Here is a 25654-nt window from a genome sequence, read left to right as displayed (position 1 = left end):
GTTACAGCTGGGGCTCCAGCATGGCCTCGTCCCTGAGCAGCGCCTCCAGATTGAGAAATTCGATCACCCGCGCCCGCTCTTTCAGGGTGTCCTGATAGCCCAGCTTGATGAGCTGCTGGCAGTAGCCCGGATAGAACATCAGGAAGCTGGCCAGGCTGCTGGTTTCGTCCCCCTTCACTCCCAGAACCCGCAACAGGCGGCGCAGATGCAGCGGCAACTTGCGCAGGTAGGGAAGCGCCATCTCGTCGAGATCCTGACTCGGTTTCAGCACGCAGGTCTCCACCCGCTTGAGCTTGAGACGCCGGCGCTCGCGCTCGGGGATGAGATCCAGGGTCTGGTTGATGCGCCACAGCCGCTCCAGATCCGAGTTGAGGGTGTCGGTGAACACGGTATCGAGCAAGTGGCTGGCGATGTTGGAGCTGGTCAGGTGACCATGGTGCTGGGTGGGCGCCGTGCGGGTCGGCGGATCCAGGGTGATGAGCAGGATCCGCTCCGCCCCCAGATGGATCGCCGGGCTGAGGGGGCTTAACTGATGGATGGAACCATCGCCGTAAAACTTGCCCCCTATCTGGGTCGCCGGAAAGACAAAGGGCAGCGCCGCGGAGGCCAGCAGGTGATCCGAAGTAAGCAGGGTACGCACCCCGCGCCGTCTGGCCCGCTCCCAGGGATGGTGCTCGTTGCGCCCCTGGAAGAAGGTGGTGGAGAGGCCGTCGTCGTAGTCGGAGGCGGTAATGGCCAGCGCCTCCAGGCTGCCGTAGAGGATGTTGTCGTCGATGCGGTGATAGTCGATGAGCTGATCCAGCAGGCGGTGCAGGGGGGCATTGTCGAACAGGTGAAAGGCATGGTTGGTGTTGGGGGTGATGAGCCCGGCCGAGCCTTCATACATCAGGCGCCACAGCAGACGGCCGGGGTGAAAGTCGAAGATATGGTGGGTCTCGAAGCGGCGCCAGACCCACTCCAGCTTGCGCACCCCCAGATGAAAGCAGGAGGCGTAACAGGCCAGCGCGGTGACATTGAGGGCCCCTGCCGAAGTGCCGCACAGGATGGGAAAGGGGATGCCGAGATTGCGGGGATAGAGCTCCGCAATCGCCTTGAGGGCGCCGACCTGATAGGCGGCCCGGGCGCCGCCTCCGGTGAGCAACAATGCGGTGTTGGGTCTGGCCATAGGGGTGCGCCTTATCGTTATCCATGCCGTTTTTCCCACTGACAAGTTAACTATAAAGCGCTGTATCAAATATAAAAAAGGGTGCTGACGCGTTTTTTTTCGCCCCTTGCTTACAAGTCGCGGTGAGGATGTTCGGGCCTTGCCAGCTGATCGAAGGCGGCAAAGACAGGGGCGCTGGCGAGGATGCGCCCGTGGCCGAGTCCCCGGGTGCTCACCAGTTTGGTGTGGCCCTCCTGGCTGGCGCGAAGCGAATCGTCGTGGGGGGCAAATCTGTCCTCCTCATCGTGCACTATCATGGCGGGGCCGTGGCGGCTGGCGAGCCGGCTCAGGGGATCGACCGTGCTCAAGGGGTGTTGGTACTCCTGCTCAATTTCCTTGACCACCGCATCGAACAGCCGGATGGAATAGCCGGAGCGGGCCACCATGCCGTAGAGCTGGGGCACATAGTCGAGCACCGGCGAGATGAGTAGCAGCGGCAGTGTATCCATGGCCGGTTGGCGGCTGGAGAGGGTGACGGCGCCCCCCATGCTGTGGGCTATGATGCCGGCGATGGGGCCCAGCTCGTCGGCCACGCTGGCTGCCAGTTCGTCAAAGGCGCGTACGAAGCGGGGCAGGTGACCGGTCTGGCCGGCGCTGTGGCCGTGGGCCGGATGATCGTAGGCAATCGCCGTAAAGCCCTGGGTGGCGATATGGCTCATCAGCGGATAGAACTGGGTGGCGCTGCCGGACCAGCCGTGCATCAGCAGCCAGACCGGCCCCTGACCGAGGCGGTAGCTCATCAATACGCCTTCGCTGGTATGCACGGCCTGCTTGACCAGCCCGGCCGGGGGCGTCTCGTCCCGCTGGCTGCGCTGGGGGGTGAGCAGCAGCTTGCTGGCGGTGCGCTTGGCGTGGGCGGGAGCGATCCTGTGGTGCAGACGGGTGCCGATCCCCAGCAACCATTTGCTCGGGTTGAAGCGGCGGGTGTTGAAGTAGATCTTGCTGCTCATGATAATCCTGTCGGTTTTGTGTGCGAACGGTCGTGCTTTTTTGTCGGTTTTTAAAAGGATCAGCGCCAGCTGGCCAGTACCTTCTCCACCTCGGGCCAGAAGTGACGGGCCGGATCCTGGCAAAGATCCAGGGCATTGAACACCTGATCCGCCAGATAGAGGCCGTAGAGCCGGTAGACGGCGCGCCAGGGATCCATGTCGCCGCGCCACTCCCCCTGCGCCTGGCCCTTCACTACCTGGCGAGCCAGGTAGTCGAGCCAGAAACGCACCAGCTGGCGGGCCGCCTGCTGCACCTCACCATCCTGGGCCGAGGTCCAGGCATCGAGGAACATGCAGCGACCGGCAAAGCATTGGTTCCAGGCCAGCCAGGCTTGCAACAGGGCGGTCAGCTTGTCGTGCTGGCTGGCGTGTTGCTGCTGGCGCACCGGCTGGATCACCCGCTCGCGAAACACCTGGGCGGCATACTCCAGCACGGCGATCTGCAGGTTGTCGCGGGACTGAAAGTGGGCAAACAGGCCGCTCTTGGACATCTCGCATGCCGTTGCCAGCGAGCCTATGGTCAGGCTCTCCAGCCCTTGCCGGCTCGCCTGCTCGAACGCAGTCTGCAAAATGTTGTCGCGGGTCAGGCGCCCCTTGCTCATCGCTCTCTCCTCCATTGCCCGGGCAGCATAAAGTACGATCGTGCTAATTGTCGAGCGGCAAAGCACTCGGGGCGCTGTTGCTTTCTGTCGGGTCTACGAAAAAAGAGGAGCCGCTAAGGGGGAGCGGCTCAGTTGTCCTTGATATCCATCTGTTGCAGGGCGATCACTGCCTGGGTGCGGTTTTTGACGCCGAGCTTGCGGAAGATGGCGGTGATATGAGCCTTGATGGTGGCTTCGGAGACGTTGAGCTCCCAGGCGATCTGCTTGTTGAGGCTGCCATCGCGCAGCATCACCAGCACCTTATACTGCTGGGGCGTGAGGCTTGCCAGCTTGCTGGCAAAATCGGGGCCGTCCTCGGATTCCGGGTGCAGCGAGATGCCCTCCGGCACCCAGTTGTCCCCCCCGATCACCGTATTGAGGGCGCTGACCAGCTCCTTCATGGGGGCGGATTTGGGGATGAAACCGAGGGCTCCCAGTCGCAGCACCTGCTGGATGATGGCGGGATCTTCCGAGGCAGAGACCACCACGATGGGCAGATCCGGATACTGGCCGCGCAGATGGGCCAGCCCCTCGAAGCCATTTGCCCCCGGCATCTTGAGGTCGAGCAGCAGCAGATCGACCTCGGGGTGCTCCCCCAGCAGTTGGGTCAGGCTGTCGATGGAGTCCGCTTCCAGCAACTGGGCCTCGTCGATGGCCATGTGGACTGCCTGATATAGGGCGCTGCGAAACAGGGGGTGGTCATCTGCAATGACGATGGTAAATTGGCTATCCATAGCTCACATGGTTGCTAACTGATTGTTTTGAAAACTCAAACTAGCATCGCTCCCCAAGAGGGTCAAACCCGCTGGTGTGCAAATGTGAGGTGACCATCGGATGTGATGCCACTGGGGCAGACAGGATGGCTGGCACGGATTCATGCAGGAGGCAAATGATGGGATCCCTGGTATTGACGGTGGGCACGGGCTCCACCTGGGCGATGCGGGCGGCGCTAGTGCTCGCCATGAGTGGACTGGAGTGGCAGGTGCAGGTGTTCGATCTGGACGACGCCGCCGCCCTGACGCGGCTCAAGCGGCAGGCACCGGCCGGGCTGGTGCCCTGGCTGGATCATGACGGGGTGCGGGTACACGACTCGCTGGCTATCGCCGAATATATCCATGAGCTGTGCCCGGATCGCCAGCTCTATCCCCCCTCGCTGGCCGAGCGGGCCCTGGCCCGCAGTCTGTGCGCCGAGCTGCATGCCGGTTTTCGCCAGATACGCACCCTGCTGCCCTTCTTTCTGGGAGCGCCGACCCGCATCGACCCACCGGTGGAGGCCATCGGCGAGCTTGCCAGATTGCAGGAGAGCTGGGGGCAGGCGCGGGGGCCCTTCTATTTTGGCGAGGAGGGCATCCTGGATGCCTTCTACGCCGTGATGGCCTACCGGCTGGCGAGCTATGGTATCCAGTTGCCCGGTTTGGCGGGAGAGTATCAAAAAGCCCTGCTGGCCTGGCCCCTGTGGCAGGAAACCCTGGTCAAGGCACGGTTGCAATGGCCCGCCGAGGCGCAACGCCAGGACGCCAGCGCCTAGTATTCGGCAAAAAGAGGAGGGGAGCCATGGGCTCCCCTCCTGTCAAATGGCGGGTGTTAAACCGGCTGGCTTACGGTTGGCGCCCGGCGAACACCACCACCACCTTGTCATCTCCCTTCTCCCGCACGAAGGCGTAGGGGGCATCTTCGATCTTCTTGTGACTGCCCGCAGCAATGGCCGGATGGGCGGCGCGGAACTGGCCGAGGCGCTGCCAGTGTTTGACCAGCTCGGCCTTCTCGCCGCTGGCCAGCTCCTGCCAGTTCATGTCGGAACGCACGCTTTGGTCGAACACGCCCCCATCCCTGGCGAGCCCGCGGCCCGATTCATCGCCGTAGTAGATCTGAATGCCCCCCGGCAGCAGCATAAAGCTGCTGGCGACCCTGCGCTGCAGCGGCACGTCCTGATAGTCACCGAAGAACAGCTTGGTGTCGTGGGAGCTGATGTAGCTCAGCACGTTGAACCCGGGATCCTGGTTGATACGGCTGGCGTAGCTGGCATAGGTGGGCTCGGCGCCCGCCAGACACTGGGCCTGGGGCAGGGCGAACTCACGCTGGTAGTCGAAGTTGATCAGGGAATCGAAGCCATTTTGGTACCAGAAGTCCTTGGCGACCCCGTGATCCCACACCTCGCCCACCATGTAGAAGGGCAGGTCATCGAGTTTCTTGTCCGGATTGGCGGCCTTCCACTCCTTGAGGGCGGCGGTGCCGGCTTGCTTGAGCTTGGCCCACACCTCGGGCTCCAGGTGCTTGACGGTATCGGCGCGAAAACCGTCGATGCCGAAGCGGCGCACCCAGTCGGTGTGCCAGGTGATCAGGTAGTCGCTCACAGTGGCGTTGGGCAGCACCTTGGCCCTGGTGTCCTGTTTGGCCGCCAGCAGCGGCGGCAGCCCCACCGGTTTGGTGGACTCGGTGAGGAAGTCAGGGAGCCCGGCCACCGAGCCGGTGACGTCGTCAGTGCCGGGTTGCGGGTAGCCCGGCAGGCCGGCGCGCACCCAGTCGGGGCCCCACCACTTGCTCCAGGCGGGTGATTGATAGTCGATAAACTGGTTGTAGCCATGCCAGTCGAGGCCGCCGCTCGGGCGCCACTCGCTCCAGCGGCCTGGCAAATTTCCGGTATTTTGGGCCAGCTCTGTGAGCCCCAGATCTTGTAAATCGGCCAGGGTGGCGTAACCGGCGTGGTTCATCACCACGTCCAGGATGATCCGCATGCCGCGTTTGTGCGCCTCGTCCACCAGGGTTTTCAGGCTCTCCTCGTCACCGTAGTTGGGATCAATTTTGGTGAAGTCCAGCGCCCAGTAGCCGTGGTAGGCGTAGAAGGGGAAGTTGCCCCGCTCGCCGCCGCCGATAAAGCCGTGCACCTGCTCCACCATGGGGGTGATCCAGATGGCGTTGATGCCGAGCTGCTTGATGTAGTCGAGTTTCTCGGTCAACCCCTTGAAATCGCCGCCGTGCCAGGTGGCCACCTCGTCCTGGCCATCCTTCTGGCGGCCGAAGCTGTGATCGTTGGCGGGGTCGCCGTTGTGAAAGCGATCGGTCAGCAGGAAATAGACGCTCGCCTGATCCCAACTGAAGGGGGCCGGTTTGGCCGCCTTGACCGGCTCGAGCAGCAGCAGGCCGCCGCTCTCTTTGGCCGGCGTCAGGGTCAGCTTGCCCTGTTTCACCACGCCCTCCTGTCCCGAATAAGCATCTCTGAGCCGAGTGCCGTCGGGCCAGACCCCGTTTAGCGATACCGTGACCGGGCCGCCATCCCAGCTGATGCAGGGCTCTTGTGGTGGCTGGCGCTTGAACTCGCTCTTTTTGGTGGCGCGCAGCACCTTGAGGCTGGGGATATCCGGGTTGAAGGTGAACTCGTAGTCCCCCGCCAGCATCACCCGCAGGGTAAAGCTCTCTCCCTTGCTGCATTTATCCATGGGCTGGGCGGTGCCGAAGGGGAGCGGCTTGGCCTCGCTAGGGCCAAAGCTGGAGCCACAACTGTTGGCGGCGTCGCCGATGCGAATTTGATGGCTGCCCTTGGCCAGGGGATGGGTCAGCGTCACCGTCCCCTTGTCCAGCGCCAGCGGAGTCGCCACAGCCTGGTCATCCACATAGAGGTGGATGTCGGGGGCGGCCAGAGCCTGGGAGACAAAGGGCTGGCTGGCCAGCAGGGCGAGCCACAAGGGGGAGAGACGATAAGCGCGACGCATAAGCCATTCCTTGAGCGGGGCGAGGTGAAGGTGCGCCCATTCTAGGAGGCAGGCCCTTGGCCCTGGAGCGCTAAAACGCCGATTTGTGACGTTAGTTCAAATGGTTACGTTTTCAAGAAGGGGAAAGTGTGATGCCTGCCGTGTCGGTGTAAAAACCGCTGCCATAAAAAATGCCGGTCCAGGGACCGGCATTGTCAGGCTGTGGTGTCGTCAGACGGTAAAAAACTTGAAGTTGACGAAGGCGACCGCGATGAAGGAGGCCACCATGCCGCTGATGCAGAGCACTGCCGGACGAATGGCCGGCCAGCGATGGGTCATCAGTATGATGGCCAGCAGGGTCGGGTAGAGGCCGAACATGTAGCGCGGCATGGCGTTGAGCCCCGTCATCAGCGGTATGGTGCAGCAGATGAACATCAGGGTCGCCTCGGCCCAGCGCTTCTGGCTGAACAGATAGGCGTTCAGGCACCAGCCGAAGATCACCATGATGGAGAGGTAAGCCTTGCGACCGCCGAGCTCGAAACCGCTCAGCCACCAGTCCAGTGGGCTGTCCATGGAACGGCCCCAGGCCACCTGAATGTGCTTGAAGGCAAATGCATCCCCGGTGAGGTGATAGAGGTAGAGCATATAGGCGAACAGGCCGAACGGGATCAGCCAGAGGGTGAATACCACCTTGAAGGCGCGCTCGGTGAAGCGGAAGAACTCGCGCCAGCCGTAGGCTTGCAGCGCCAGGATCAGCACGGGGAACACCATCATGACCCCCAGGTTGCGGGTGGCCGAGATACAGACCCCGAGCGCCGCCACCATCAGCCACTGCTCCCGATAGGCGAACAGGAACATTCCCAGCATCAGCGCCATGAACATCGACTCGGTATAACCGGAGACGAAATAGGCAGAGAAGGGGGAGAAGGCGAGCAGCCAGACACCGAAGCGGGCGGTCTCGTCACCCAGCTTGAGTTGACGCAGCACCAGCAGCATCAGCGGCATGCTGGCGAAGAAGCCGATGTTGGCCACCAGCATCAGGCCGATCAGGCTCTCTACGTTGAGCAGGCTGGAGAGGGAGCCGGCCAGCATGGGATAGAGGGGCATGAAAGCCCAGTTGGCTGCATTGCCCTTGCTGAGCCAGCGCGGGTAGAGGTCGTAGCCGTTTTCGATGATGCGCTGGAACCAGACGCAGTCGAACTGGCAATAGGCCTGCAGCGGACCGATATCGGTGGCGCCGTAGAGTTGGACCCCGAAGTAGCCCATGCCATAGAGAGCAACCCGGCTCAGCACGAAGGCGGCGATGATCATCAGCCAGTCACGGCCGCTGATCCGCAGTGATGGACGATAGGGGCCCGCCTGTGCGGGGGCCATGGTGGTCATGTCATTCATCAGGCAAACACCCAGACGCGAGAGAGGAGATAGGTCAGCACGGTCACGGTCAGCGTGGCGATCACCACGGGCAACAGACCGGAGAGCCCTGCAAACAGCAGGCCGCTCAGAATGAGGTTACGTACCGCCAGCGAGAAGAGGGCGACCAGCAGAAACTTGCTGGCGGCACCCTGCTTCTGGAAGGTGATGTAACGATGGCCGAAAAAGGAGAACCAGAACGCGATGGCAAACGCCAACGTCGTGACCAGGTGCTCGGAGATGGTGGGCCAGGTGTGAAACAGCGCGAACGAGGTGCCGAGATCGACGAGGGTCGCGCCCCCGCCGACAAAACCGAACCGTACCAGCCGCCAGAATTCCTCGCGGGAGATCATTGGGACGCCTGCTCCTGCTTGTCAGCCTCGGGCTTGTCATCCTGCCCTTGCCGGGCCTCCTGCCGGGCATACTGGCCGTAGACCCCTTCGATAAGGTAAACAGGGCGCTGCTTCACTTCCACGAACATGCGACCGATGTACTCGCCAATGATGCCGAGCGACAGCAGCTGGATACCACCGAGGAACAGCACCACGGACATGAGGGACGCATAACCGGGGACGTCAATGCCGAAGAAGACCACCTGGGTGATGATCTTGATGAGATAGAGGAAGGCGATGAAGGAGACACCGACACCCACATAGCTCCAGACGCGCAGCGGCCAGCTGGAGAAGCTCAGCAGACCGTCGAGGGCGAAGTTCCACAGCTTCCAGTAGTTGAACTTGGTCTCACCCGCGTGGCGGGCAGGACGCTCATAGGGAACGCCAACGGCGCGAAAACCGGCCCAGGCAAACAGCCCCTTCATGAAGCGGTTGCGCTCCGGCAACTGTTTGATCGCCTCCACCACGCGGCGGTCGATCAGGCGAAAATCGCCGGCGTTTTCCGGCAGCTTGGTGCTGGTGGAGAGGGCGTTGAAGAAGCGGTAGAAGCCACCGGCGGTGACACGTTTCATCGGAGTGTCGGCACTGCGATCCACCCGGATGCCGTAGACGGTGTCATAGTCGCCAGTCTGCCACAGCTTGACGAATTCGAGAATGAGGGCGGGGGGATCCTGCAGATCCACGTCCATCGGGACTATGGCATCCCCTTTGGCCTGGTGCAGACCGGCGGTGAGGGCCGCCTCCTTGCCGAAGTTGCGGGCCAGGTTGACCAGGGTTACGCGGGGATCGCGAGCGATGGCCTGCTCGACCACTTCACGGGTGCGGTCACGGCTGCCGTCGTTGACGAATACAATTTCAAGCTGGTCTTTCAGCGGGGCCAGTTCGTTGTCTATCGCATTGATGAAGGCATCGATGCTCTCTTCCTCGTTGTATACGGGAACGACCAGAGAGAGTCGAAAATCTGGATACGACATAAGAACGTCCTTATTTTGGATAGTTGCTTTTATCAAACCGTGCGCGGGGCAAGGCTCACTGGGCAAGGGTCATGCGTACCGACTGCACATTGATGGGAGTCGGTGCCGACAGGGCCAGAAAGTTGGGGTGTTTAGGGTCTGCCGTCAATGAATTGCCCGGCAGGCTGAGGCGGATCTCGTTGATGCCCGCTTTCGCCAGCTTCACCGTGGTGGTGAAGTTGTTGCCCAGGGCCACCTTCAGCAGGGCGCCGGCTTGCGGGCTGTTGATGCGGGCATGCACGGTCAGCTCATCGGGGTTGGCTGCCTGCTTGGGCAACACGAAATAGAGGCCACCCTGACCGCTAAGCTGGGTGCCCTCGGCGCCGGGTTTCTTGGCCCAGCCTTCACTGGAGAGAAAACGGCTTGGTTTGGTCAGATTGAGCTCGTTGCCCGGCTGATAGGTCATGCTGGAGTTGTGCTCCCAGAAGCGGGTCTTGCCCTCCAGGTAATAGAGCCGGTAGGCCAGGCTCACGTTGGGGTGAGCGGCCAGATAGAGGGTGTAGAGGTAAAAACCGCTCAACGCCAGGATTGCAGTTAGAAAACCAAACTTTTTGTACGTCATATCACTCTCTACGCCTGACAAAAAATAGGTAGGCCGATTTCGCGCATATGCTAATCCAATTGCAAAAAAAGCATAGTGGATCACAAAAAAATATTTGCTCACATATTAACCCCTTCACTCCCTGTGCCCAACCCCGGGAGTTCAAAAGGCAGGACTTGGTAATTTGCCGTTCAGACGGCAAGAAGTGCTGACGGCAAGAGGGGCGTCGGTCTGGGAAGAAATACGAGCCGATTGCTTGCTGCGTCAGCTTCCTGCACATATAGATCGTCATAGGAGTGCTATCGCCATTTTGGTGAGGCCGTTTTATGATGACTCATCTGTTTGTCAAGGACGACATATGAAATGGACTGCCTACTGTTTGCTGCTTTGCTGCTGGATGCCGCAGGCATTTGCCGCCAGCCTCTGTCCGGCTCCACTTCGGGTCGGTTTTGACAACTGGCCGCCTTATCACTACTACGACGGGGATGCACGTCAGCAGGTGCACGGATTTGCCGTCGAGACGCTCAACGGCGTGCTGGCCCGCATCGGCTGCCAGGCCAATTATGTGGAACTGCCCTGGAAACGGGTGTTGCACGAGATTGAGCTCGGCAAGCTGGATATGGCGATGGAGGTCTATTTCAACGAGGACCGGGCCCGCTACGGCTATTTCTCCGATACCTACAACCCGGGACGCACGCTCCTGTGGGTACGCAAGGGGCAGCATTATCACGAGCAGGACCTGGCGAGCTGGCTGGTCAGTGGTCACAAACTCGGGGTGACCAAGGATTACTTCTATGGTGACGAGGTGATGGCCCTGCTGGCTTACCATGGTGCCCAGGTGAGCACGGTCAACGATGAGCAGAACTACGGCAAGCTGGTGCTTGGGCGGATCGACGGTTTCCTCGGTGACATGCTGGCCACCCCCTGGGGGCTCAAGGAGCAAGGGCTGGCCGGCCAGATAGTCCCTCATGGCAAGCCGGTGCATGAGTTGCCCACCTTCTTTCTTTTCAGCAAAAAGCGTTTTTCTCCGGACTTTATTGCGCGTTTCAATCAGGAGCTGGCCGCCTTCAAGGTGACGAGCGAGTATGACGCCATCTGGCGACGTTATGTGTCGCCGGAACTGGCAAAGTGATAGCCATTCGCGCATCATGAGCAGCCCGACCGCAGGGTCGGGCAGAGTAAATAAATCGTTTTTGAGGTATCCATGGGGATGAAGTATTGGCTGGCTCTGGCCAATCTGGTGTGGCTGGGCTGCCTGCCCACGACTGTGGCACTGGCTGCAGAGACGCCCATCGTGGTGACTGTCGGTGAAACCCGGCATGACTGGTATCAAAGTTCCCAGGCCGAACTGGCCCGGGCCGAACTGGAACAGCAGTTGCAAGAGGCGGTGCTGGCCCGCTTGCATCCGGATTTCTTTGCGTTGTGGAAGCGTTTGAACGCCACACCCGCCTCCCAGCGTGGCGCCATTTATGACGAGGTCTTTACCAAGCTCACTCGCTTCCAACACGCCTGGCGGGGGATGGATCTGGTCTCCCGCGAGCAGATGAAGACCCTCAAGCTGGATCTCAGTCAGTCAATCAACCTGGCCCCGACGACTGATGACCTGCTGACTCAGGTCAGGGCGCTGCGTCCGCAGGTCGCCGAGTATGAGGCTGTGCGAGAAAAAGTGCGCAAGTTGCTGGCCATGCCGATGGCTCGCAAGTGGCCTTCACTCGACATTCCTACCCTGCGTGCCGGTGAAACCTCCACCGAGCTCGGGACGATCCGCGCCATGCTGAACGAGCTGGGGGATGTCGCCCCCCTGCATCAGGATGCCGTTTATGATGCCGAAACAGAACAGGCCATCAAGGCATTCCAGCGCCGTCATGGCCTCACCGCCGACGGCATCATAGGCCGTCAGACCCGTACCTGGCTCAATACCGGCCCCGAGGTGCGCGCCAGCTTGCTGCTGCGCAACCTGTGGCGTCGCGATCTGGTGGATCAGCTCGCCAAGCCCCGTTATGTGCTGGTCAACATCCCCGATTACCGCCTGAGCGTGGTGGAGTCCGGTAGCGAGGTGTTTACCAGCCGGGTGATCGTCGGCAAGGAGCAGCGGGCGACCCCCATCCTGGCCAGCGAGATCCGATCCATCGTGCTCAACCCGGCCTGGCATGTGCCGCGATCCATTCTGAGCAAGGATATTCTGCCCAAACTCGGGCGGGATCCCGCCTACCTGAGCCGTGAGCAGTTCGAGGTGGTCGACGGTGAAGGCAATCCGGTACAGTTCACCGAAGAGGAGTGGCATCAGGCTCTGGCTGCAGGCTTCCCTTACCGCCTGCGGCAAAAGCCGGGGGATCACAACGCCCTGGGGCGCTACAAGTTCTACCTGCCCAACAACGATGCCATCTATCTGCACTCCACCCCCCGCAAGGGATTGTTCGAGCAGGGTGCGCGGGCCTTCAGCTCGGGTTGCATCCGGGTGGAACATGCCGACGATCTGGCTGAACTGTTGCTGGCGGACTCCCGCTATCAGCCGGACAAGGTCGCCAGCATTCTCAAGCAGTCCCAGACCAAGTGGCTGCCGCTGACCTCCCCGATCCCGGTGTTTACCGTCTACTGGAGCAGCTGGGTCGACGAGACCGGGCGTCAGCAACTGCGCAACGATATTTACGGATTTGATCGAGTCAGCTTCCAGAGCCGTTTGTTGTGATCCCTGCCACAGTGTGAAAAGCCCGACCCCGGTCGGGCTTTTTCATGGAGCCTTGCGGTTTGACATAGTCCCTCGCACACGGGTAGTTTCAAGCGTCTTTGTCACATTTACTTACCCGTTTTGCATCAATGAGCGATGGATCAACTCCTTATGCTGGAACAAGAGATAAGTCGACGTCGTCTGCTGCTGGGAGCCGGTTGTCTGCTGGGTGGCGCCCTGCTTCCCCTCCCGGCGCTGGCAAGCCGCAGCACGGCCGGGCGTGAACTGAGCTTTTTCAATCTCAACACCGGCGAGCGGGTGCGCGCCAGTTACTGGGAGAATGGCCATTACCTGAGCGACGGGCTGGCCGAGCTTAACCACATACTGCGGGATTACCGTCGCAACGAAGTGTTCAATATCGACAGGCGGTTATTCGATCAGCTCTATCTGTTGCAGCAAAAACTGGGGCGGCGCAGCGAGATCCAGCTCATTTCCGGCTATCGTTCACCGGCCACCAATCGCCAGAAGCGCAGCAAGAGCCGCGGCGTGGCCAAGCAGAGCTATCACACCCTGGGGCAGGCGGTGGATGTGCGGATCCCCGGGGTGCAACTGGCCCACCTGCGCAAGGCCGCCCTCAATCTGGGGGTCGGCGGGGTCGGTTATTATCCCCATGACAACTTTGTCCATCTCGATACCGGCCCGGTTCGTAGCTGGTAAATGTATCAACAAGCTGACAAGATCGTCGCTCCAGTGAGGAGATAACGATGAAACAGATAATGATTGGCGCTCTGGTCGCCCTCTTGCTGACCGGTTGCAGCAAACTCAACCGCGATAATTACGACAAGTTGAAGATGGGCATGACGTACGCGCAGGCCAGTGAAATCCTTGGCAAGGCGGAGCGGTGTGACGATGCGCTGGGCACCACCAGCTGCGTCTGGGGCGGGGAAGGCAAGAACATCAAGATCCGCTTCATCGCTGACAAGGCGACCTTCTTCAGCTCGGAAGGGATCAACTGACACCTGAGTCTGTCATGACAAAAAAGCGCCCGAGGGCGCTTTTTTGTGTTCTGAATTTAAGCGGCTTTGCCAGAAGCTGGCGTAATCAGTGGGTTGCGTACTGGTAGTTGAAGGTGGGGAGTCCCCACTTGAAACGTACCGCCAGCAGGCGCAACACAAAACCGATACCGATAGACCCGAACGCCGCCCAGTCGTTGGGCAGGCCTTGCTCCAGGGCAAAGCAGTAGAGGGCGGCTGTCACCAGCGAGATGGCGGCATAGAGTTCGCGACGAAACACCAGCGGAATGCGCTGGCAGAGCAGATCCCTGAGCACACCGCCAAACACCCCGGTCACCACCGCCATGATGCAGGCGATGCCGGCACCATGGCCCATATCCAGAGCCCTGGCTGCACCGAAGATGGAGAAGACCACCAGCCCCAGGGCATCCAGCGCCATGAACAGCTTGCCGAGGTAGCGCATCAGCGGTGCAGAGATAACTCCCGCCATGGCGGCGCCTGCCACCAACAGCACATACTCCGGATGCTCAACCCAGAGCAGGGGATAGTGGCCCAGCAGCACATCGCGGATGGTGCCCCCCCCGATGGCCGTCGCAGACGCGATGATCACTACGCCAAACAGATCCATCCGCCGCCGACCCGCTGCCAGCGCGCCGGTCATCCCTTCGGCCACCAGGCCGAGCAAGAAGAGAGCATGTAACATGAGTTATCCCAGGGTGCGATTCAGGGCTGCATCCTATCAAGTCGCGCCATATGGGACAAGGAAAGCAAACCATCCATTATTTTAATTCATGCGAAATGGAGCGAAAAAGAAAAAGGCACCCGAAGGTGCCTTGGTTGCATCAGGTTTGGGGATCAGCGGCCAAGCTGTTCCTGGCGGTAGTGATCGACCCACATGGCGGTCGCGCCACAGATGGCGACCGGCATTACGAACAGGTTCACCACCGGGATGGCGGAGAAGAGGGTGACCAGGGCACCGAAGCTCAGGCACTTGCCGCGGCGTTGCTTGAGGGCGTCGCGCATGGTGATGAAATCGATCTTGTGGTTATCGAACGGATAGTCGACGTACTGGATCGCCATCATCCAGGCACTGAACAGGAACCAGAGCACGGGGGCCAGGGTCTGGCCGACCACGGGGATGAGGAACAGGATGAGACAACCGATCGCCTTGGGCAGGTAGTACTTCAGCTTGATCCACTCGCGGCCGAAGGTGCGCGGTACATCCTTGACGATATCCAGCATGCCGCTGTCGTTCGGGGTCTCGCCGGTGAGGATCTGCTCAACCTTCTCCGCCAGCAGGCCATTGAAGGGGGCGGCTATCCAGTTCGCCACCGAGCTGAACACAAAGGAGAAGACCACCAGTATGGTCACCAGGGCGATGGGCCAGAGCAGATAGTCCAGCCAGTCGAGCCAGGTGGGGATCTGCTGGTGCAGCCAGGCGAACAGACCGTCCAGCTGCAGCAGCAGGGCGTAGAAGGCGCCGGCAAACAGCACGAAGTTGACCAGCAGGGGGATCAGGACGAAGGTGCGGATACCGGGTTGGCGGATGAGAGAAAAGCCGCGCAGGAAGTAATCGGCGCCGCTGATTGAATCTTTTACCATACGGGGTGATTGGCTCATATGAGCTCCATCTGTTCATGGGAAAGTGCCTGCATATTACAAACAAGCCTTTGATTTGGTAAAGTCGCCAGTCCATTCCTTTTCCGACCAGGTTCAGCCGGGCTCCGGATGTTGTTGCGGGGAAGCCGCCTGCCTGTGACAAACCAGGCTCCGGTTTGGATTTGGTAACGTCGGCTGCTCGCCCCCCTCTTTATTTTTTATTTGTGTAGGCCTCCATGCGTCTGAAGTTGATCAAACTCGCCGGTTTCAAGTCGTTTGTCGAACCGACCCGTATCGAGCTTGATGCCGACATGACCGCCGTGGTCGGCCCCAATGGCTGCGGCAAGTCCAATGTGATCGACGCGGTGCGCTGGGTGCTGGGAGAAAGCTCGGCCCGCCACCTGCGCGGCGAGAACATGACGGACGTCATCTTCAACGGCTCCATCAACCGCAGCCCCCATGGCCGCGCCTCGGTGGAGTTGGTATTCGACAACCCCCACAACCGGGTGCCCGGCGAATTTGGCCGTTTCACCGAGATCTCGGTACGCCGCGAGGTGCTGCGCGACGGCTCCAACCACTACCAGATCAACGGTCAGAAGTGTCGTCGCAAGGATGTCACCGATCTCTTCCTCGGAACGGGTCTTGGGCCGCGCAGTTACGCCATCATAGAGCAAGGCACCGTCAGCCGGCTGGTGGAGTCTCGCCCTGCCGACCTCAAACTCTTTATGGAAGAGGCGGCCGGGGTCTCCCGCTACAAGGAGCGGCGCCGGGAAACCGAGCAGCGTATCCGCCACACCCAGGAAAACCTTGAACGCCTCGGCGATATTCGCGGCGAGCTGGGATCCCGCCTTGAGCACTTGAAGTCCCAGGCCGAGACCGCCGAGCGTTACAAGCAGCTCAAGAGTCGCTCGCGCGCCGCCCGTGCCGAGCTGATTGGCTCCGAGCTGTGGGCGCTGGAGACCCGCCTTGGCGAGGCGAAAAGCGAGCTGGCCCAGGCCGAGCAGACGCTGGCGGCGCTCGATGCCAAGCGCACTGCCGACGAGGGGCGCCACGTCACTCTGTCGGTGGCTCGCCAGGAAGCCCAGGCCGAGCAGGCGAGCCGCCAGCAGCAGCTCTTTCTCGGCGGCCAGGCCATCGCCCGTCTCGAGCAGCAGCAACTTCACCAGCACGAACTGGGCCGCGACTGGCAGGCCCGCCAGCAGACGCTGGGGGAGCGGATCGCCCAGCGCAAAGCCCAGCTCGCCAGCCAGCAGGAACAACTGACCGACGGGGTACTCAAAGCCGAGCTGGAGGATGCCAGGCTGGAGCAGTGTGAGCAGTTGCTCACCGAGCAGCAAGAGGCACGGCTTATCGCCAGCGAACAACTGGAGCAGGCTCGTCAGCGGCAACAATTGTGGCAACAACAACTGGCGCAACTGCAGGGGCAGATCAACCAGACTCGAGCCCGGGTCGGAGGCCTGCAGGAGTTGCAAGCCAAGACCCGGCTGGCACGGCTCAAGCTGGAAGATGAGCGTGCCGGCCCCATCAAGGGGGACGATGAGACGCTGCAACCCCGTCTCGACGAGCTGGGCGCCGAGCTGGAGCTGACCCGGGCCGGATTGGGGGAGCTGACCGCACAACTGCAACAGGCAGTGGATGAACATGAGCGGCTCAGGCAGGAGCATGGCCAGCAGCAGGGCTTGCTGCGCGAACTCGAAGCCAGGCTGACCACCCTGGATCAGATCCTCGGGGAGCAGATGGAAGGGGACACCCTGGCAGACCGGTTGCAGGTAGCCCCCGAGTGGGCCCAGGCCCTGGACAAGGTGCTTGGCCGCTGGCTCACGGCCACCCCGTCCGATGAGTGCAATCTGGCACAAGAGGGGCTCTGGATTGGTCCAGCCCAGCCCGTGGTTCCCGGCACCCTGGCGGCGCAACTCGATGGCGACCATATTCCCGCCTTTCTCAACGCCATCTGGCTGGCCGATACGCGGGACGCAGCCCTGGCCCGCCAGCCAACGCTGTTGGCCGGTGAGTCGGTGCTGACTCCTGCCGGAGATTGGTTTGGTTCCAACTGGGCTGATCTGGGGCAGGGCAGCACCCTGGGCACCCTGGCGCTGCTCGGCGAGCGTGAGCGGTTGCATACCGAGCAAAGCACGGCCATGGCGCATCTGGCGCGGCTGGCCGAGCAGTTAACCGCGGCCGAGGCCGGACGAGCCCGGCTGTCGAGTGCGCAGGAGCTGTCGCAGCGAACCCTGCGCGAGCAAGAGCAAAAGTGGCAGCAACTGCGGGAAGCCTGGAGCTTGCAACAGGGGCAACGGCAGGAGCGAATGCAGCGGCTCGGCCAGCTGGGTGAAGAGCTTGCCCGGCTTGACCAGGAGCAGGCCGACGAGGTGCAGCGGCTGGAGCTTGCCTGCCAGCAACTGGCGCAGGAGGAGGCGCAGCTTGCCGAGTTGCAGGAGCAGGGCGAGCCGCTTACCCAAGGGCTGCAGGCCGCCCAGGAGCGGGTCAGCCAATGCGAACGAATGCTGGAAGAGGCGCGTGTGCGGCGCGAGCAGCAAGGGAGGGTCTGTCAGCGTCTGCAACTGGAGCAGCAGAATCTGCGTCAGCTGATCACTCTGGGGGAGGAGGAGCTGGCGCGGCTCGGGCTGGAGCTGGTCAGCCTGAAAGGGCCGGATGGCGAAGGAGTACCGGATCTCGCCCCCCTGCTCGCCGAGCAGCGCAATCTGGAGGCACAACAGCTGGCCTGCCATCAGCGGCTCGCGGAGCTGGAGCGCCAGCTGACCGAGCTGGAACAGGCGCGCAGTGCCGATCACAAGCAGCTGGTGGCCTTGCAGGAGAAGCTGGCCCAGCTCAGGCTCGAGCGCGAGCGCAACCTGACCCGCCGCCAGGGACTGCACGAACAGTTCGAGGAGTTGGGCGTGCGGCTGGTGGATCTCGATCAGGCGGTGTTGATTGCCGCCGATCGCGGCAAGCTGCGCCAGGAGATCCAGACCCTGGAGGCGCAAGTGGAAGCGCTCGGCGCCATCAACCTGGCGGCGCTGGAGGAGTATGAGGAGGCGAAAACCCGCGCAACCTACCTCGAAAACCAGTGTCAGGATCTTGAGCAGGCCCTCGAAACCTTGAGCCAAGCCATTAAAAGAATTGATAAAGAGACACAAATACGGTTCCGGGACACTTTCGATAAGGTCAACGAAGATTTAAAATCCCTGTTTCCAAAAGTGTTCGGGGGAGGCAGTGCCTGGCTTGAACTGACCTCGGATGATCTTTTGGAGGCCGGAGTGAGCATCATGGCGAGACCTCCGGGTAAGAAGAATGCTACCATTGCCCTGCTTTCCGGGGGGGAGAAGGCGCTAACCGCCCTTGCGCTGGTTTTTGCCATCTTCAGACTCAATCCAGCACCTTTTTGTCTGCTGGATGAGGTGGATGCACCGCTCGATGAAGTGAACGTCGGTCGCTTCTGTTCTCTTGTCAAAGAGATGTCGAGCACAGTACAGTTCGTTTACATCAGTCATAATAAGGTCTCCATGGAGATGGCTGAGCAGCTGGTTGGCGTCACGATGCAAGAGCCCGGAGTTTCGCGCATTGTGTCGGTCGATATCGGTGAAGCCGTCGCTTTGGCTGAGCAAAACTAGAAAGAGAAGCAGCTAATGCAGGAATTGCGTTACATCTTGGTTGCCCTGGGCGGTATTGCCATCGCGGCATTGCTCATTCACGGGTTGTGGAGCAACAGAAAAAATCGTCAGGCACCGATCAAGGAAAAACCGCTTGGCCGGATGGACTCCAAATCGCGGGATCGTGATGACGATGCCTTCGACAGCGATGGCATAGGTCAGGTTCGTGTAGTCAGTGGTGGCCGTCGTGCCGAGCCCAAGCTCCACCGCGAAGAGCGTCAGCCCGAGTTGAGCCGTCGTCCTGCCGCCCCCGCCTTCGATGAAGATGAAGAAGACGATCTGCCGCCCCCCGTCGTGCGCAAGCCTGCCGCCCGTCCGGTTCCGCCCCCTCCGGTTTACGAGGAAGAGGAAGCCTTCGACGAGCCGCTGTCCGAGCCGTTGGAAGAGGTGCCAGCCGCCCCCGTGCGCAAGCCTGCCCAGGTCAATCGCCGTACTCCGGTTTACCGTTCCCGTCCCCAGCGTGAACCCGTGATGCCGGTGGCCGACGATGAACCGTTGGTCGAGCCCGCTTACGCCACCGCACCGACCTTCGGTGCCCGCGAACCGGCTCATGCCCCCGAATACCAGGCACAACCCCGTCATGTGGCCCCCGAGCCCGTGCATGAGGAGCCGGCCTATGAAGCGCCCGTGGCCGAAGAGCCGCGTCTCGCCCCGCAGCCGGTCGAGAAAATCTGGCAGGATGTTTACGTCATCAACCTGATGGGTCGTCCGGGTCACGATCTGCAAGGGGCGACCCTGCTCTCCTCCCTGATGGCGCTGGGCTTCAAGTTTGGCGAGATGGATATCTTCCACCGCCACGAAGATCCCAACGGCAAGGGCGAGGTGCTCTTCTCCATGATCAACATGGTCAAGCCGGGCACCTTCAATCCGTACCGGATGGAGCAGTTCTCCACCCCGGGTGTGTCGCTCTTCATGCAGCTGCCCCTGCGCAGCAACGCGGCCTTCGCCTTCGAAGACATGCTGCAGGCCGCCGATCAGCTGGCAAGCGATCTGGATGCCATGCTGACCGACATGGAGCGCAGCCCCCTGAGCGACGAGACCATCGCCCGTTACCGCCAGGAACTGGCGGCCTACGAGGCCAGTCGCGACTAAGACGCCACGGGCTCTGAGCAATAAAAAGTGCGGTACCTGGGTGCCGCATTTTTATTTGTCCCCTGGCAGGTTTTACCCATCACACTTCGAGACTTTTTCATGAGCGATATCCTCTCCCGCCACCGTCAACTGTGTGAGCTGCTGACCGAATATGGGCATCAGTACTATGTGCTGGACAACCCCACAGTCCCGGACGCCGAATACGATCGCCTGATGCGCGAGCTGCTTGAGCTGGAAGCGGCCCATCCCGAACTGAAAACCCCGGCATCCCCGAGCGTGCGGGTAGGGGGTCAGCCGCTGTCTGCGTTCAAGCAGGTGCGCCACGAGATCCCCATGCTGAGCCTGGACAACGTGTTCAGCAGTGAAGAGCTGCAGGCGTTCGAGCAGCGCATGAGCGATCGCCTCAAGCGCGAGGTTTGCTTCACCTTCTGCTGCGAGCCCAAGCTGGACGGTCTGGCGGTGAGTCTGCTCTATGTGGATGGCCAGTTGGTGCAGGCCGCCACCCGGGGGGATGGCACCACCGGTGAGGAGATCACCGAAAACGTGCGCACCATCAAGGCCATTCCGCTCACCCTGCGGGGCACGGGCTGGCCGGCAAGGCTGGAGGTACGTGGCGAAGTCTTTATGCCCAAGGCCGGTTTCGAGGCGATGAATGCCAAGGCGCTGGCGGCGGGCGAGAAGGTGTTCGTCAACCCGCGCAACGCCGCCGCCGGCAGCCTGCGCCAGCTCGATTCGCGTATCACCGCCGCCCGTCCGCTGGCCTTTTATGCCTACGGTGTCGGGGTCGGTGGCGACGAGCTGGGGGATTCCCACTTCGGCCGCCTCAATCAGCTGAAAGCCTGGGGGTTGCCGCTCAGTCCCGAGGTGAAACTCAAGGAAGGGGCGGCCGGTTGTCAGGCCTTCCACGACGACATCCTGGCCCGCCGTGGCGAGCTCCCTTACGAGATTGATGGCGTGGTCTACAAGGTCGACAACATTGCCCTGCAACAGGAGCTGGGCTTTGTGGCCCGTGCCCCACGCTGGGCCACCGCCCACAAGTTCCCGGCGCAGGAGGAGATGACGCTCCTCGAGAACGTCGAGTTCCAGGTTGGTCGCACCGGCGCCGTGACCCCGGTGGCCAAGCTCAAACCGGTTTTTGTCGGCGGCGTCACCGTCTCCAACGCTACCCTGCACAATGCCGACGAGATCGAGCGGCTTGGCGTCATGGTCGGCGATACCGTGATCGTGCGCCGGGCGGGGGACGTGATCCCGCAGATCGTCGCCGTGGTGGAGGCGCAGCGCCCGGCGGATGCCCGCGCGATCCTGTTCCCGACCCAGTGCCCGGTGTGCGGCTCTGCGGTGGAGCGGCTGGAAGGGGAGGCGGTGGCCCGCTGCTCTGGCGGACTGTTTTGCGAAGCCCAGCGCAAGGAGGCGATCAAGCACTTTGCCGCCCGCCGTGCCATGGACGTGGACGGCCTTGGCGACAAGATTGTCGAGCAGCTGGTGGACAAGGGGCTGGTGAAGACTCCGGCCGATCTGTTTGCCCTCAACGCCATCCAGCTGGCCGGGCTCGAGCGGATGGGGCAAAAGTCTGCCCTCAATCTGGTGGCCGCCATCGACAAAGCGCGCAGCACCACGCTGCCGCGCTTCCTGTTTTCCCTCGGTATTCGCGAAGTGGGGGAGGCGACCGCGCTGAACCTGGCCAACCATTTTCTGACCCTGGATGCATTGCGCGCGGCTTCCGTCGAGCAGCTGCTCGAGGTGGCGGATGTGGGGGACGTGGTGGCCAAGCATGTCTACTACTTCCTGCGCCAGCCCCACAACGTGGAAGTGCTGGAGGCCCTGCTGGCGGCCGGCATCCACTGGCCCGCCATCGAGAAGAAGGAGGCTGCGGAGCAGCCCTTTGCCGGCAAGACCTTCGTGCTGACCGGTACCCTCACTACCCTGTCGCGCAATGACGCCAAGGCGGCGCTGCAGGCGCTTGGCGCCAAGGTGGCGGGGTCGGTGTCGGCCAAGACGGACGTGCTGGTCGCCGGTGAAGCGGCGGGCTCCAAACTGGCCAAGGCTCAGGAACTCGGCATCACTATCTGGACCGAAGAGGAGTTGCAGGCGGCGCTGCAGGGCTGACCATTGGGTACGTCGTTCCATCATGAAAACCCGGCCATCAGGCCGGGTTTTCATTTTGGGGGATTAGTCACGCCATTGGACCTTGTTTTGCCATCTTTCTGGCAGGGTCAGGCCCCAGCGGGCCAGTTCGTACTTGCTGAAGACATACTCTCCGCGCAGCGCGGCCCTGGGGGATAAGCGTCGGGGGAAGGTACCGGCCAGTATGGTGTTGATCAGTTCGGCGGCCTTGATCCCCTGCTCGTGGCCATCCAGCACCAGACCGCCGATGCTCTTGCCCTTGCCCACCGAAAATTCCCAGAAACTGAACAGGGGAACCGGGCTGTGAGCACTGGCCCAGGCCAGCGCAGTCTGCTCGTTGACATGCTGGCCGTTGGGGTCCGCCAGGGTGTGGTAGAGGCCGATGAAGATGGCCTGGTAACCATTTTTCCTGGCATCGAGAATTGCCTTCTGCCAACTGGCGTAGTCCCCTATCTGCTGACTGTCGATCAGGGTACGGCCGATGCGCAGGCTGGTCTGCTGCTTGAATTCGTACTCGATGGCGGTGCGTGCCACATGACTGGCATCAAACAGCACCAGGGCTTTGCCAAGGCCGCCCATCAGCTGGCTCATCTCGCTGATGCTGCGCTTGAGCAGGGGGCGCTCCAGTACCCCGGTGATCTTGACGTGACCGACCAGTCCGTTGTTGCGGGGGTTCTCGTTCATCCCGAGAAAGACCACAGGGGTACCGAAGGACGCGATATCGTTGGCCAGATACTGGATGGCGATGTCGTCTCCCAATACCACCAGATCCGGTTTGACCTTGTGGTAGTAGGCGAGGGCCCTGTCGGCTACCTCGTCGTAATTGCTGGCGGGGTGGCGTTTGGTATCCATGTAGAAGTGGCTGAAGGTGTGATCACCCTTGAGGCCTTCACGTAGCCCCTCGTTGTAGCTCTGATCCCATGAATAGCCGGCGTGATAACTGCTGATCACCAGAATATGGGCTGCCCACAGGGGAAGCGGCAGGGTGCAAAGCAGAACCAGCATCAGGGATTTGAGCATGCAGTTTCCCGTTTTTTGTATGTGGTGTGTGTCTTGCCAGTATGCGGGGGCAGGGGGCGGGTTGTCATGTGTCGCATGCTGGCGCAGGCATCAAATTTTCTGATGAGGCCGGATCGGACGCCAGCCCGCACCCCCATTGAGGAGAGGTCTGTTTGGCGCTCTTTTTGGCTGGTTGTGATCTGTCCCGCCAATGGCAAAACCTGTTCTGGATCAATAAATGATGGTCGGCTTTCGGGCCTAATAGACCCCACATATAGGTCTGCATTCGATTTTAATCCCTATATGTTGTGTTATTAAGCTGTGTATAAGCTGTTCCCTTTCTATCTTCAGCCCTGGCTTGTCAAGCCTCGGCTGAATTTATTTGCGTCCAGGACGAGATGCGGGGAGGGGAGCTCAACAAGGGTGAGCCATCGGCACAGAGCCTGGCCTTTTAACGGGGAAAATCCATGAAACCGGTTGTGATCAAACGTGACGGATGTCGCGCACCATTCAATGCCCAACTGATCGGCGAAGCGGTCAGTCGAGCGGCGGAAGCGGTCAATCAGGCCAATCCTGCCCTGGCGGAGCGCATTGCCAATGCGGTCAGCCAGGAACTGGAGGGGCGTGGTGAAGTTGATATCCACGAGATCCAGAACCGGGTCGAAAACCATCTGATGGCTTCCGACGACAAGGCCATCGCCCGCGCCTACATCGAATATCGTCACGATCGGGATCTGGCCCGCGAGGCCCGTGGCCGCCTGGCCCAGGAGATCCGCGGCCTGGTGGAGCAGACCAACGCGGCCCTGCTCAACGAGAACGCCAACAAGGATTCCAAGGTGATCCCGACCCAGCGCGACCTGCTGGCGGGCATCGTCGCCAAGCACTACGCCACCAGCCACATGCTGCCCCGTGATGTGGTCCAGGCGCACGAGAGCGGCGATCTGCACTTCCACGATCTCGACTACTCCCCCTTCTTCCCCATGTTCAACTGCATGTTGATCGACCTGAAGGGGATGCTGACCCACGGCTTCAAGATGGGCAACGCCGAGATCGATACCCCCAAATCCATCAGCACCGCCACCGCGGTGACCGCCCAGATCATCGCCCAGGTAGCGAGCCACATCTATGGTGGCACTACCATCAACCGCATCGATGAAGTGCTGGCGCCCTATGTGACCATCAGCTGGGAGAAGAATCGCCAGGTGGCCGAGGAGTGGGGCATTGCGGACGCCGAGGGCTACGCCATGGCCCGCACCGAGAAGGAGTGCTACGACGCCTTCCAGTCCCTCGAATACGAGGTGAACACCCTGCATACCGCCAATGGCCAGACCCCGTTCGTCACCTTCGGCTTTGGCCTGGGAGAGAGCTGGGAGTCGCGGATGATCCAGCGCGCCATCCTGCAAAACCGCATCGCCGGCCTTGGCAAGAACAAGAAGACCGCCGTGTTCCCGAAACTGGTGTTTGCCATCAAGGATGGTCTCAACCACAAGCAGGGCGATCCCAACTACGACATCAAGCAGCTGGCCCTGGAGTGCGCCTCCAAGCGCATGTATCCGGATATCCTCAACTACGACCAGGTGGTCAAGGTGACCGGCTCCTTCAAGACTCCCATGGGCTGCCGCTCCTTCCTCGGCGCCTACGAGGAGAATGGCGAGCTCATTCACGAGGGGCGCAACAACCTGGGGGTAGTGAGCCTCAACCTGCCGCGCATCGCCCTCAAATCCCGCGATGAGGCGGACTTCTGGGACAAGCTGGATGCCGCCCTGCGGGTCGCCAAGACCGCATTGATGTACCGCATCAAGCGTCTGGATGGCGTCAAGGCGCGGGTTGCTCCCATCCTCTATATGGAAGGGGCTTGCGGCGTGCGCCTCAAGGCAGACGACAACGTCAGCGAGATCTTCAAGAATGGTCGCGCCTCCATCTCGCTCGGCTATATCGGGATCCACGAGACCATCAACGCCCTGTTTGGCGATCAGGTGCACCTGTTCGACAATGACGAGCTGCAACAGAAGGCCATCGCCATCGTCGAGCGCCTCAAGGCGGCCACCGACGAGTGGAAGGAGGAGACCGGCTACGGTTTCAGCCTCTACTCCACCCCGAGCGAGAACCTCTGCTCCCGTTTCTGCCGCATCGATGCCAAGGAGTTTGGCGTGGTGCCGGGTGTGACCGACAAGGGTTACTACACCAACAGCTTCCACCTCGACGTGGAGAAGCAGGTGAACCCCTATGACAAGCTGGACTTCGAGGCGCCCTATCCGCCCATCGCCAGCGGCGGTTTCATCTGCTACGGCGAGTACCCCAATATCCAGCACAACCTGGAAGCGCTGGAGAACGTCTGGGACTACAGCTATGACAAGGTGCCCTACTACGGCACCAACACTCCCATCGACGAGTGCTACGAGTGCGGCTTCACCGGCGAGTTCGAGTGCACCTCCAAGGGCTTCACCTGCCCGCGCTGCGGCAACCACGACCCGGCCAAGGTGTCGGTGACCCGTCGGGTGTGCGGCTACCTCGGCAGCCCGGATGCGCGCCCCTTCAACGCGGGCAAGCAGGAAGAGGTCAAGCGCCGCGTCAAGCATATGTAAGCGCAATCGTGATGAAGAGCTGGCCCCTGACTCAAGGGGCCATTT

21 protein-coding genes are annotated in these 25654 nt (G+C 61.4%); 9 read left to right on the top strand and 12 right to left on the bottom strand.

Annotated features, from left to right (window positions below; all coding sequences use genetic code 11):
* Position 1 precedes the first annotated feature (1 nt).
* The 4 genes from ACB028_RS05090 to ACB028_RS05075 form a co-directional block, all read right to left on the bottom strand.
* Complete coding sequence (locus ACB028_RS05090; RefSeq protein WP_371143672.1) at positions 2-1165, bottom strand: patatin-like phospholipase family protein; 1164 nt, start codon at positions 1163-1165, stop codon at positions 2-4.
* Positions 1166-1275: 110 nt separating this feature from the next.
* The gene (locus ACB028_RS05085; protein ID WP_371143671.1) at positions 1276-2154 is read right to left on the bottom strand and encodes an alpha/beta hydrolase; all 879 of its coding nucleotides are present in this window, start codon (positions 2152-2154) and stop codon (positions 1276-1278) included.
* A gap of 59 nt (positions 2155-2213) precedes the next feature.
* On the bottom strand, positions 2214-2795 hold the full coding sequence (locus ACB028_RS05080; RefSeq protein ID WP_371143670.1) for a TetR/AcrR family transcriptional regulator: 582 nt from the start codon (positions 2793-2795) through the stop codon (positions 2214-2216).
* A 128-nt stretch (positions 2796-2923) separates the two neighbouring features.
* On the bottom strand, positions 2924-3568 hold the full coding sequence (locus ACB028_RS05075) for a response regulator transcription factor (protein ID WP_042027862.1): 645 nt from the start codon (positions 3566-3568) through the stop codon (positions 2924-2926).
* Positions 3569-3726: 158 nt separating this feature from the next.
* Between ACB028_RS05075 and ACB028_RS05070 the strand changes: the two genes are divergently transcribed.
* On the top strand, positions 3727-4362 hold the full coding sequence (locus ACB028_RS05070) for a glutathione S-transferase N-terminal domain-containing protein (protein ID WP_371143777.1): 636 nt from the start codon (positions 3727-3729) through the stop codon (positions 4360-4362).
* Between the two features lie 70 nt (positions 4363-4432).
* Here ACB028_RS05070 and ACB028_RS05065 read toward each other — a convergent pair whose 3' ends face one another.
* From ACB028_RS05065 to ACB028_RS05045, 5 genes are all read right to left on the bottom strand, one after another.
* Entirely contained in the window at positions 4433-6544 is a 2112-nt protein-coding gene (locus tag ACB028_RS05065) for an alpha-amylase (protein WP_371143669.1), read from the bottom strand.
* Positions 6545-6754: 210 nt separating this feature from the next.
* Complete coding sequence (locus ACB028_RS05060) at positions 6755-7915, bottom strand: membrane protein (RefSeq protein ID WP_042073111.1); 1161 nt, start codon at positions 7913-7915, stop codon at positions 6755-6757.
* Positions 7915-8286 (bottom strand): GtrA family protein, encoded by a 372-nt coding sequence (locus ACB028_RS05055; RefSeq protein WP_026456917.1) that lies wholly within the window; start codon positions 8284-8286, stop codon positions 7915-7917. The genes ACB028_RS05060 and ACB028_RS05055 overlap by 1 nt, the downstream gene beginning before the upstream one ends.
* The gene (locus ACB028_RS05050) at positions 8283-9299 is read right to left on the bottom strand and encodes a glycosyltransferase family 2 protein (protein ID WP_338610948.1); all 1017 of its coding nucleotides are present in this window, start codon (positions 9297-9299) and stop codon (positions 8283-8285) included. Before ACB028_RS05050 ends, ACB028_RS05055 begins: the two co-directional genes overlap by 4 nt.
* Before the next feature lie 55 nt (positions 9300-9354).
* Entirely contained in the window at positions 9355-9900 is a 546-nt protein-coding gene (locus ACB028_RS05045) for a hypothetical protein (protein WP_026456915.1), read from the bottom strand.
* 337 nt (positions 9901-10237) lie between these two features.
* Here ACB028_RS05045 and ACB028_RS05040 point away from each other — a divergent pair, with 337 nt between their 5' ends.
* From ACB028_RS05040 to ACB028_RS05025, 4 genes are all read left to right on the top strand, one after another.
* Positions 10238-11011, top strand: a complete 774-nt coding sequence (locus ACB028_RS05040) for a substrate-binding periplasmic protein (RefSeq protein WP_371143668.1) — start codon at positions 10238-10240, stop codon at positions 11009-11011.
* A 72-nt stretch (positions 11012-11083) separates the two neighbouring features.
* On the top strand, positions 11084-12568 hold the full coding sequence (locus ACB028_RS05035) for a murein L,D-transpeptidase (protein ID WP_371143667.1): 1485 nt from the start codon (positions 11084-11086) through the stop codon (positions 12566-12568).
* Positions 12569-12718: 150 nt separating this feature from the next.
* Positions 12719-13264: a DUF882 domain-containing protein gene (locus ACB028_RS05030; RefSeq protein WP_042027856.1), complete on the top strand. Its 546-nt coding sequence runs from the start codon at positions 12719-12721 to the stop codon at positions 13262-13264.
* Between the two features lie 47 nt (positions 13265-13311).
* Positions 13312-13563, top strand: a complete 252-nt coding sequence (locus ACB028_RS05025) for a lipoprotein (RefSeq protein ID WP_026458071.1) — start codon at positions 13312-13314, stop codon at positions 13561-13563.
* Between the two features lie 85 nt (positions 13564-13648).
* On the opposite strand, the gene ACB028_RS05020 is transcribed toward ACB028_RS05025, so the two are convergent.
* Together ACB028_RS05020 and cysZ are read right to left on the bottom strand one after the other, a co-directional pair.
* Positions 13649-14263 (bottom strand): trimeric intracellular cation channel family protein, encoded by a 615-nt coding sequence (locus ACB028_RS05020; RefSeq protein ID WP_042027855.1) that lies wholly within the window; start codon positions 14261-14263, stop codon positions 13649-13651.
* Between the two features lie 152 nt (positions 14264-14415).
* Complete coding sequence (cysZ, locus tag ACB028_RS05015; RefSeq protein ID WP_201978422.1) at positions 14416-15180, bottom strand: sulfate transporter CysZ; 765 nt, start codon at positions 15178-15180, stop codon at positions 14416-14418.
* A 215-nt stretch (positions 15181-15395) separates the two neighbouring features.
* Here cysZ and ACB028_RS05010 point away from each other — a divergent pair, with 215 nt between their 5' ends.
* The 3 genes from ACB028_RS05010 to ligA all read left to right on the top strand — a co-directional run bounded on the left by ACB028_RS05010 (position 15396) and on the right by ligA (position 22007).
* Positions 15396-18770, top strand: coding sequence for an AAA family ATPase (locus ACB028_RS05010; RefSeq protein ID WP_371143666.1), 3375 nt, complete (start codon positions 15396-15398; stop codon positions 18768-18770).
* 15 nt (positions 18771-18785) lie between these two features.
* Positions 18786-19901 (top strand): cell division protein ZipA, encoded by a 1116-nt coding sequence (gene zipA / locus ACB028_RS05005; protein ID WP_223378665.1) that lies wholly within the window; start codon positions 18786-18788, stop codon positions 19899-19901.
* 99 nt (positions 19902-20000) lie between these two features.
* Positions 20001-22007 carry an NAD-dependent DNA ligase LigA gene (gene ligA, locus ACB028_RS05000; protein WP_371143665.1) on the top strand — a complete coding sequence of 669 codons (2007 nt, stop codon included), beginning with the start codon at positions 20001-20003 and terminating at the stop codon, positions 22005-22007.
* A gap of 63 nt (positions 22008-22070) precedes the next feature.
* Here ligA and ACB028_RS04995 read toward each other — a convergent pair whose 3' ends face one another.
* Positions 22071-23045 carry an ABC transporter substrate binding protein gene (locus tag ACB028_RS04995; protein ID WP_342012992.1) on the bottom strand — a complete coding sequence of 325 codons (975 nt, stop codon included), beginning with the start codon at positions 23043-23045 and terminating at the stop codon, positions 22071-22073.
* A gap of 446 nt (positions 23046-23491) precedes the next feature.
* Between ACB028_RS04995 and nrdD the strand changes: the two genes are divergently transcribed.
* A complete protein-coding gene (gene nrdD, locus ACB028_RS04990) occupies positions 23492-25609 on the top strand; it encodes an anaerobic ribonucleoside-triphosphate reductase (protein WP_371143664.1) in 2118 nt (705 codons plus the stop codon).
* The last annotated feature ends 45 nt before the right edge of the window (positions 25610-25654 follow it).

The organism is Aeromonas sp. S9(2024), assembly GCF_041403185.1.
Taxonomy (GTDB): Bacteria; Pseudomonadota; Gammaproteobacteria; order Enterobacterales; family Aeromonadaceae; genus Aeromonas; species Aeromonas enteropelogenes.
Note: the sequence above shows the minus strand (reverse complement) of the source record. Positions and strands in the feature narration are given on the sequence as shown.

What these genes read in the sequence shown, in the direction of transcription:
- ACB028_RS05090 (WP_371143672.1), bottom strand. Translation starts at nt 1,165, where the DNA reads ATGGCCAGACCCAACACCGCATTGTTGCTCACCGGAGGCGGCGCCCGG.
- ACB028_RS05085 (WP_371143671.1), bottom strand. Translation starts at nt 2,154, where the DNA reads ATGAGCAGCAAGATCTACTTCAACACCCGCCGCTTCAACCCGAGCAAA.
- ACB028_RS05080 (WP_371143670.1), bottom strand. Translation starts at nt 2,795, where the DNA reads ATGAGCAAGGGGCGCCTGACCCGCGACAACATTTTGCAGACTGCGTTC.
- ACB028_RS05075 (WP_042027862.1), bottom strand. Translation starts at nt 3,568, where the DNA reads ATGGATAGCCAATTTACCATCGTCATTGCAGATGACCACCCCCTGTTT.
- ACB028_RS05070 (WP_371143777.1), top strand. Translation starts at nt 3,727, where the DNA reads ATGGGATCCCTGGTATTGACGGTGGGCACGGGCTCCACCTGGGCGATG.
- ACB028_RS05065 (WP_371143669.1), bottom strand. Translation starts at nt 6,544, where the DNA reads ATGCGTCGCGCTTATCGTCTCTCCCCCTTGTGGCTCGCCCTGCTGGCC.
- ACB028_RS05060 (WP_042073111.1), bottom strand. Translation starts at nt 7,915, where the DNA reads ATGAATGACATGACCACCATGGCCCCCGCACAGGCGGGCCCCTATCGT.
- ACB028_RS05055 (WP_026456917.1), bottom strand. Translation starts at nt 8,286, where the DNA reads ATGATCTCCCGCGAGGAATTCTGGCGGCTGGTACGGTTCGGTTTTGTC.
- ACB028_RS05050 (WP_338610948.1), bottom strand. Translation starts at nt 9,299, where the DNA reads ATGTCGTATCCAGATTTTCGACTCTCTCTGGTCGTTCCCGTATACAAC.
- ACB028_RS05045 (WP_026456915.1), bottom strand. Translation starts at nt 9,900, where the DNA reads ATGACGTACAAAAAGTTTGGTTTTCTAACTGCAATCCTGGCGTTGAGC.
- ACB028_RS05040 (WP_371143668.1), top strand. Translation starts at nt 10,238, where the DNA reads ATGAAATGGACTGCCTACTGTTTGCTGCTTTGCTGCTGGATGCCGCAG.
- ACB028_RS05035 (WP_371143667.1), top strand. Translation starts at nt 11,084, where the DNA reads ATGGGGATGAAGTATTGGCTGGCTCTGGCCAATCTGGTGTGGCTGGGC.
- ACB028_RS05030 (WP_042027856.1), top strand. Translation starts at nt 12,719, where the DNA reads ATGCTGGAACAAGAGATAAGTCGACGTCGTCTGCTGCTGGGAGCCGGT.
- ACB028_RS05025 (WP_026458071.1), top strand. Translation starts at nt 13,312, where the DNA reads ATGAAACAGATAATGATTGGCGCTCTGGTCGCCCTCTTGCTGACCGGT.
- ACB028_RS05020 (WP_042027855.1), bottom strand. Translation starts at nt 14,263, where the DNA reads ATGTTACATGCTCTCTTCTTGCTCGGCCTGGTGGCCGAAGGGATGACC.
- cysZ (WP_201978422.1), bottom strand. Translation starts at nt 15,180, where the DNA reads ATGAGCCAATCACCCCGTATGGTAAAAGATTCAATCAGCGGCGCCGAT.
- ACB028_RS05010 (WP_371143666.1), top strand. Translation starts at nt 15,396, where the DNA reads ATGCGTCTGAAGTTGATCAAACTCGCCGGTTTCAAGTCGTTTGTCGAA.
- zipA (WP_223378665.1), top strand. Translation starts at nt 18,786, where the DNA reads ATGCAGGAATTGCGTTACATCTTGGTTGCCCTGGGCGGTATTGCCATC.
- ligA (WP_371143665.1), top strand. Translation starts at nt 20,001, where the DNA reads ATGAGCGATATCCTCTCCCGCCACCGTCAACTGTGTGAGCTGCTGACC.
- ACB028_RS04995 (WP_342012992.1), bottom strand. Translation starts at nt 23,045, where the DNA reads ATGCTCAAATCCCTGATGCTGGTTCTGCTTTGCACCCTGCCGCTTCCC.
- nrdD (WP_371143664.1), top strand. Translation starts at nt 23,492, where the DNA reads ATGAAACCGGTTGTGATCAAACGTGACGGATGTCGCGCACCATTCAAT.